Consider the following 7,695-nt stretch of genomic DNA (forward strand, 5'->3'; position numbering starts at 1 on the left):
CGAGTGAAAGCTATGTGCGGAATAACTGGACTATTTGATACCCGCGGGCGGCGCGACATCGACCGCGCCGTGCTGACGCGGATGAACGAGTCGCAACACCACCGCGGCCCGGTGGAAGGCGGCGTGCATCTCGAGCCGGGGGTAGGGCTCGGGCATCGCCGCCTGTCGATCATCGACCTGGCCACCGGCCAGCAACCGCTCTACAACGAGGACCAGAGCGTCTGCGTCGTCTTCAACGGCGAGATCTACAACTACCTCGAACTCATCCCCGAACTGCAGGCGCTCGGGCACGTCTTCCACACGCGCAGCGACACCGAAGTCATCGTCCACGCGTGGGAAGCGTGGGGAGAAAAGTGCGTCGAACGCTTCCGCGGCATGTTCGCCTTCGCCCTGTGGGATCGCAATCAGGACTGCCTCTTCCTCGCCCGCGACCGGCTCGGCGTCAAGCCCTTGCATTACGCGCTGCTGGCCGACGGCACGCTGCTCTTCGGCTCGGAGCTGAAATCGCTGCTGGCGCACGGCGGCTTGCCGAAGGACATCGACCCGCTCGCCGTCGAGGAATATTTCGCCCTCGGCTACGTCGCCGAGCCGCGCTGCATCTTCAAACAGGCGCGCAAGCTGCCGCCGGCCTGCACGCTGCTGGTCAAGCGCGGTCAGGCGCTGCGGGAACCGCGTGAATACTGGGACGTGCGCTTCACGCTCGACCGCCGGATCGGCGAGGCGGAAGCCTTTGAGGAACTTACCGCACGGCTCAACGAGTCGATTCGCCTGCGCCTGATGTCGGAAGTGCCGCTCGGCGCCTTCCTCTCCGGCGGCGTCGATTCAAGCGCCGTCGTGGCGCTGATGGCCGGGCTCAACAGCGATCCGGTGAATACCTGCTCGATCGCTTTCAGCGACCCAGCGTACAACGAAGCCGAATTCGCCCGCCAGGTCGCCGAACGCTACAAGACCAACCACTTCGTCGATACCGTCGAGAGCGACGACTTCGACCTGATCGACACGCTAGCCCGCCTCTACGACGAGCCGTATGCCGACAGTTCGGCGATCCCCACCTACCGTGTCTGCCAGCTCGCGCGCAAGCACGTGACGGTGGTGCTCTCCGGCGATGGCGGCGACGAGAGCTTCGGCGGCTATCGGCGCTACAAGCTGCACCTGATGGAAGAGGGCATGCGCTCGGCCCTGCCGCTCGGTGTTCGCCGTCCGCTCTTCGGGATGCTCGGCCGCGTCTATCCCAAGGCTGACTGGGCGCCGCGCGTGTTCCGCGCCAAGACCACTTTCGAGTCGATGGCGCGTACTTCGGTCGAAGCCTACTTCCACAGCATGTCGCTGATCCGCGACCCGGAACGCAGCCGCCTTTACAGCGACAGCTTCCGGGCCGAGCTCGGCGGCTACAGCGCCATCGACGTCTTCAACCGCCACGCGGCGCGCGCGGGCACCGACGATCCGCTCGGCCTGATCCAGTACATCGATCTGCATACCTATCTGGTCGGCGATATCAACACCAAGGTCGACCGCGCGAGCATGGCGCATTCGCTCGAGGTGCGCGAGCCGCTGATGGACCACCCGCTGGTCGAGTGGCTGGCGACGCTGCCGTCGACGCTGAAGCTGAAGCGCGGGGAGGGTAAATACCTGCTCAAGAAGGCGATGGAACCCTACCTGCCGCGCGACATCATGTACCGCCCGAAGATGGGTTTTGCCGTTCCGCTGGCGCGCTGGTTCCGCGGGCCTCTGAAGCAGCGCGTGCGTGACTCGCTTCTGGATGGGCGCATCGCCGAATCGGGCTGGTTCAACCAGCAGGCAATCAGGCAGATCGTCGAACAGCATGAATCCGACCGCCGCGACCACAGCACGCCGCTGTGGACCCTGCTGATGTACGACGCCTTCCTGCGCAACGTGATGGATGGCGCCGCATGAGGATTCTTTACCACCACCGGACCGCGTCGAAGGACGGCCAGTCGACTCATATTCAAGAAATGATAGGCGGACTCCGAGCAATTGGGTGCGAAGTTGAAGAATCGGCACCTTCCATAAGCGAGGATAATCATGCCGGCGGAAGCGGTGGCTGGGTCGGCAAACTGAAGACCTTCTTGCCGCACAGTCTCTACGAGCTTGCTGAACTGGCGTATTCCTTTGTGGCTTACCAGCGCTTGGTAACGCGCATCAAGGAGTTTAGGCCCGATGTTATCTACGAGCGCTACAACCTATATCTCCTGGCAGGAATCTGGGCGAAAAGGAAATTTGGCTTGCCATTGATTCTCGAAGTCAATGCGCCAATGGCAGTGGAAAGAAGGCAGTATGGTGGGTTGTACTGGCCGAGGCTGGCTGATTGGGCGGAACGTTATGTTTGGCGAAATGCCGATATCGTTTTGCCGGTGACCCAAGTGCTGGCTGAACATCTGATTTCCAATGGTGTGGCGCGAGATCGCGTTGTGGTTATTCCGAATGCTATCAACGAAGATCATTATCGGAATCTACCCATGAACGATCAGGCAAAACAGCGATTTGGGCTTTCCGGAAAACTGGTCATTGGTTTTACCGGATTCGTACGCGAATGGGATCGCCTAGATCGGATCATGCACTGGATTGCTCGACAGCCGGCTGAAATGGGCGCGCATCTTCTGGTTGTCGGGGATGGCCCAGCGCGCAAGGAAATTGAGGAGTGTGCCGCTAACCTTGGTGTATCGGATAGGTTGACCTTTACTGGTGTTGTACCTAGGGAAGAAGTACCAGCAATTGCCATGGCCTTCGATATTGCTCTGCAAACAGCGCTGGTGCCCTACGCATCGCCCCTTTGCTTATTTGAATATCTTGCACTTTCCAAGGCGATAGTTGCCCCCGACCAGCCTAATCATCACGAAATACTCACCAATCGGGGGGACTCGGTTTTATACGACCCGGATGACGATCAGGGAATCGAGAAGGCGCTTGACGTCCTCAGTAAAGATACTGTGCTGCGGGAGAATGTGGCTCGCGAAGCAAAACAAGTTATTTCTAGCAAGAAATTGACTTGGAAGGAGCACGCAATGAAAGTCGTCGGGCTTTTTTCCAGCTTATTGTTGAAAAAGGAAAACAGAAAATGAAGGTGACGGTCATAGGAACTGGTTACGTTGGTTTGGTCAGTGGCACCTGCCTCGCGGAAGTGGGCAATGACGTGCTCTGCCTCGATGTCGATGCGGAAAAAATCCGCATCCTTGAAGAGGGCGGGGTTCCGATCTTCGAACCCGGTTTGCAGGAGATGGTCCGGCGTAATGTCGCTGCCGGGCGCCTGCATTTCACCACCGACGTCCAGCGTGCCGTCGACCACGGGACGATCCAGTTCATCGCTGTCGGCACCCCGCCGGACGAGGACGGTTCCGCGGACCTCAAGTACGTGCTCGCCGCTGCGCGCAACATCGGCCGGCTGATGACCGACTTCAAGGTGGTCGTCGACAAGAGTACCGTTCCCGTGGGCACCGGCGCCAAGGTCAAGGCGGCGATTGCCGACGAGTTGCAAAAGCGCGGTGTGGAAGTTCCATACAGCGTCGTTTCCAACCCCGAGTTTCTCAAGGAAGGTGCGGCAGTCGAGGACTTCATGCGCCCCGATCGCGTCGTCATCGGCGCCGAGGACGAGCAGGCCATCTTCCTGATGCGCGCCCTTTACGCCCCGTTCCAGCGCAACCACGAGCGCCTGATCGTCACCGACGTGAAAAGCGCCGAACTGACCAAGTACGCGGCTAACGCCATGCTCGCGACCCGCATCAGCTTCATGAACGAACTCGCCAACCTCGCGGAGAAGCTCGGTGCCGACATCGAAATGGTGCGCCAGGGCATCGGCAGCGACCCGCGCATCGGCTACCACTTCCTCTATCCCGGCTGCGGCTACGGCGGCTCGTGCTTCCCGAAGGACGTCAAGGCGCTGATCAAGACCGCCGCCGACGATGCCGGCCTCGGCCTGAAAGTGCTGCGCGCCGTCGAAGAAGCCAACGACGCGCAAAAGCACGTGCTGACGGAAAAACTCAAGGCGAGCTTCGGCGACCTCGCCGGACGGCATTTCGCCGTGTGGGGCCTCGCCTTCAAGCCGAACACTGACGACATGCGCGAAGCGCCCAGCCGCGAACTCATCGCCGACCTCTTCGCCGCCGGTGCGACGGTAACGGCCTACGACCCGGTGGCCATGGACGAAGCCAAACGCATCTTCGGCGACGACGCGCGCCTGCGTTTCGCCGCCAGCCCCCGCGAAGCCCTGCGTGATGCCGACGCGCTGGTGATCGTCACCGAATGGAAAGAATTCCGCAGCCCCGATTTCGACGCGATCAAGAGCGACCTGAAGCAGCCCCTGATCTTCGACGGGCGCAACCTCTACGACCCGAAATTCGTGCGCGGCATGGGCATCGACTACTTTGCCATCGGGCGCTGATCGGCGGGGGCCATGATCCGTACGCTGCTTTTCTCCACGCTCTATCCCAGTTCCGCGCGGCCGATCCACGGTATCTTCGTCGAGACGCGTCTGCGTGAACTGCTGAAATCGGGGGAGGTGGAGACAAAGGTTGTAGCGCCGGTACCGTGGTTTCCCTTTTCTGGCGAGCGTTGGGGCGAGTACGGACGCTTTGCCGCCACGCCTCGTTTCGAGCAGCGAAACGGCGTCGATGTACATCATCCCCGTTACTTCCTGCCGCCGAAGATCGGCATGAACATCGCCCCGCACACGCTGGCCCGCAGCGCCTTGCCGACAATCAGGAAGCTCATGCGCGACGGCTTCGATTTCGACCTGATCGACGCCCATTACTACTACCCGGACGGCGTTGCTGCCGGGTTTCTTGCCAAATGGCTGGGCAAACCCTTCGTCGTGACCGCGCGCGGTACGGATCTATCGCAGATCCCCCAATTCGCTTACCCGCGCCGACTGATTCTCGACACCGCAGCACGTGCGGCTGCGTCGATCGGCGTCTGCGCCGCGCTGATGGATTCAATCGCCGAACTCGGCGCCGATCGCCAACGGCTACATGTGATGCGCAACGGCGTGGATCTGGAGCGCTTTCAGCCGGTCGACCGGGTAGAGGCGCGCCGGTATCTCGGCTTGCCGATCGATCGGCGGATTCTGCTCTCCGTCGGCCTGCTGATCGAACGCAAGGGGCATCACATTGCGATAGAAGCGCTTAAGCAATTGCCCGAGGATGTTCTCCTGGTGATCGCCGGTAGCGGCCCGGAGCGGGAACGGCTGGAAGGACTGGCCAAAGATTCCGGTGTGGCCGCACGGGTGCAGTTCGCCGGGCAGGTTCCCAACGACCAGCTCAAATGGTGGTACAGCGCCGCCGATGCGCTATTGCTGTGTTCCAGCCGTGAAGGCTGGGCCAATGTGCTTTTGGAGTCGATGGCCTGCGGCACGCCGGCGATTGCTACCAGTATCTGGGGAACACCCGAGGTCATCCAGCGGCGCGAAGCCGGGCGGTTGATGGCGACGCGGACACCACAGGCGCTCGTCGATGCCAGCCGCGATCTGTTCGCCGACTACCCGGACCGCACTTCCGTGCGGAAATACGCGGAAGGCTTCGGCTGGGATGCCACCACGGCCGCGCAGCTCAAACTGTTCAAGGAAGTGACCCATGCGTGACCTCCTGCTTACCGGCATCGTCGTCGTCCTGATTCCGTTGATTCTGCGTACGCCGCGCTATGGTGCCTACGCGTGGGTCTGGCTGTCGATGATGAACCCGCATCGTGGTGCCTGGGGATTCGCCCGCAATTTTCCTTTTGCCTATACGGTGGCGTTATCGACACTGATCGGTTTTCTGTTCACGAAGGAAAGGAAACCATTTCCGGTAACACCGATCACCGTCATCTATCTCTCCTTCTGGTTATGGATGACCTTTACCTGCCTGTTCGCGATGAACACGCCGGACGTCGTTCTGGAGCGCTGGATATTCGTCAGCAAGATCCACCTCATGCTGATGGTGACGCTGATGCTCATTCGTGGACGCAAGCAGATCGAGGGGCTCGTCTGGGTCGTCACCGCATCGATCGGCTTCTACGGCATCAAGGGCGGCATATGGACCGTCCTCCACGGGGGAAGTGGCCGGGTCTGGGGGCCGCCGGATAGCATGATCGGTGACAATAACGGATTGGCGCTGGCACTGGTTATCCTCGTGCCATTTGTGTATTACCTCTATCAGGTGAGTTCGCGTCGTTTGTTGCGTTGGGGGCTGGCTTTTTCTGGAGTCGCGATGTGCTTCTCCATCCTGGGCAGTCAATCGCGGGGCGCCTTTCTGGCTCTGATCGGCATGGCCTTCATGCTCGCCTTGAAGGGGAAACGGCCATTCCTGACGAGTTCGTTGATCGTCGCGGTTTTAACGACCGCAATCCTGTCGATGCCGGAAAGCTGGACGTCGCGCATGGAGACGATCCAGACCTATGAACAGGATGACTCTGCCATGTCGCGCATCATGACGTGGAAGACGCTCTGGAACCTGGCGATGCACCGACCGATCGTCGGCGCCGGGTTTAATACCGATAATCCACTGGTCTTCGCACTGTACGCCCCCACGGGCTGGGAGGGAGGGACGCCCGTGGCGCACAGTATCTATTTCCAAGCACTCGGTGAACATGGTTTCCCGGGGTTGATACTCTATCTCCTGATTGGGGTTTTCACTTGGCGCAAAGCCGGCCACTTGGCGAGGCTCACCGCCATCGACGCAGAACTTGGCCAGTGGGTTCCGCTGCTAATGCGTATGGTTCAGGTCAGCCTTGTTGGTTTCGCAGTGGGTGGCGCCTTTCTCACACTCGTTCACTTCGACCTTCCGTATTACATCGTCGCATTTGTAATACTCGTCGATGCAACCATTCGGGAGCGCTTAATGTCCGAAAAACCGTCAAATGCCAACAAATCTCCATAGACAAGGGACAAACGATGACCAAGCTTTCCGAAAAGCTCTTGCGCAAGTACTACACCAGCGAAAAGCATCCCTATCGTGTTTATGACGCTTGCGTAGACAGGTTACTCAAACCGTCAGATGCCGTGCTGGATGCAGGGTGCGGGCGAACGCTGCCGGTCTTGAAAAAATACATCGGGCGGGCGACGCGATTGATCGGTGTTGATCTCGTCGATTTCGCAGAAGAATGCCCCGGCATCGAAACCTACAACGCTGATTTATCCAGATTGCCGTTGCCGGACAGTTGCGTGGATCTGATCATTTCGCGGAGCGTCTTCGAGCACTTGACCGTACCGGAGCAGGTCTACGGCGAGTTTGCGCGTATTCTTCGCCCGGGTGGCGCGGTTGTGTTTTTGACGCCAAACCTGTGGGACTACGGCTCATTGGCGGCACGACTCATTCCGAACAGTTTTCACGGGAAAGTCGTCAAGTACGTCGAAGGACGGGACGAAGAGGATACGTTTCCTATCGCTTACAAGACAAACAGCAAGCGCCAGATCAAAAAATTGGCGCACACTGCCGGTTTTTCGATCGAGTCCTTCGAGTATCTGAGCCAGTATCCAAACTATCTGTTGTTCAACGGGGCGTTGTTTTTTTTGGGGATGTGTTACGAAAAACTGATTAGCCGCTTTGAAGCCCTTCGCTTTTTACGAGGATGGCTGTTGGTAACGTTGCGCAAGCCAACGGCCTGATGCACACAATGGGGCGGGATACGAACACGATCGTCGACACCTCGGCCAAATGCGCGATACGCGGCGCCCTGGAGATATTTGGGCGGCTCTGTTCCGCCAGG

6 protein-coding genes are annotated in these 7,695 nt (G+C 59.7%); all 6 read left to right on the plus strand.

Translation table 11 applies throughout. The features are described 5' to 3' along the window. Positions 1–12 precede the first annotated feature (12 nt). The 6 genes from KBA32_RS09105 to KBA32_RS09130 are packed head-to-tail and all read left to right on the plus strand — an operon-like array spanning position 13 to position 7,594. Positions 13–1,914, plus strand: coding sequence for an XrtA/PEP-CTERM system amidotransferase (locus tag KBA32_RS09105; protein WP_294357778.1), 1,902 nt, complete (start codon positions 13–15; stop codon positions 1,912–1,914). After that, positions 1,911–3,080, plus strand: coding sequence for a glycosyltransferase family 4 protein (locus KBA32_RS09110; protein ID WP_294357780.1), 1,170 nt, complete (start codon positions 1,911–1,913; stop codon positions 3,078–3,080). The genes KBA32_RS09105 and KBA32_RS09110 overlap by 4 nt, the downstream gene beginning before the upstream one ends. Beyond that, complete coding sequence (locus KBA32_RS09115; protein ID WP_294357781.1) at positions 3,077–4,396, plus strand: UDP-glucose/GDP-mannose dehydrogenase family protein; 1,320 nt, start codon at positions 3,077–3,079, stop codon at positions 4,394–4,396. The genes KBA32_RS09110 and KBA32_RS09115 overlap by 4 nt, the downstream gene beginning before the upstream one ends. Before the next feature lie 12 nt (positions 4,397–4,408). Beyond that, on the plus strand, positions 4,409–5,590 hold the full coding sequence (locus KBA32_RS09120) for a glycosyltransferase family 4 protein (RefSeq protein WP_294357784.1): 1,182 nt from the start codon (positions 4,409–4,411) through the stop codon (positions 5,588–5,590). Then, positions 5,583–6,866, plus strand: a complete 1,284-nt coding sequence (locus tag KBA32_RS09125; RefSeq protein ID WP_294357786.1) for a putative O-glycosylation ligase, exosortase A system-associated — start codon at positions 5,583–5,585, stop codon at positions 6,864–6,866. Before KBA32_RS09120 ends, KBA32_RS09125 begins: the two co-directional genes overlap by 8 nt. 14 nt (positions 6,867–6,880) lie before the next feature. Continuing rightward, positions 6,881–7,594: a class I SAM-dependent methyltransferase gene (locus KBA32_RS09130; protein WP_294357789.1), complete on the plus strand. Its 714-nt coding sequence runs from the start codon at positions 6,881–6,883 to the stop codon at positions 7,592–7,594. Positions 7,595–7,695 lie beyond the last annotated feature (101 nt).

It is taken from the genome of Propionivibrio sp. (assembly GCF_017995515.1).
Taxonomy (GTDB): Bacteria; Pseudomonadota; Gammaproteobacteria; order Burkholderiales; family Rhodocyclaceae; genus Propionivibrio.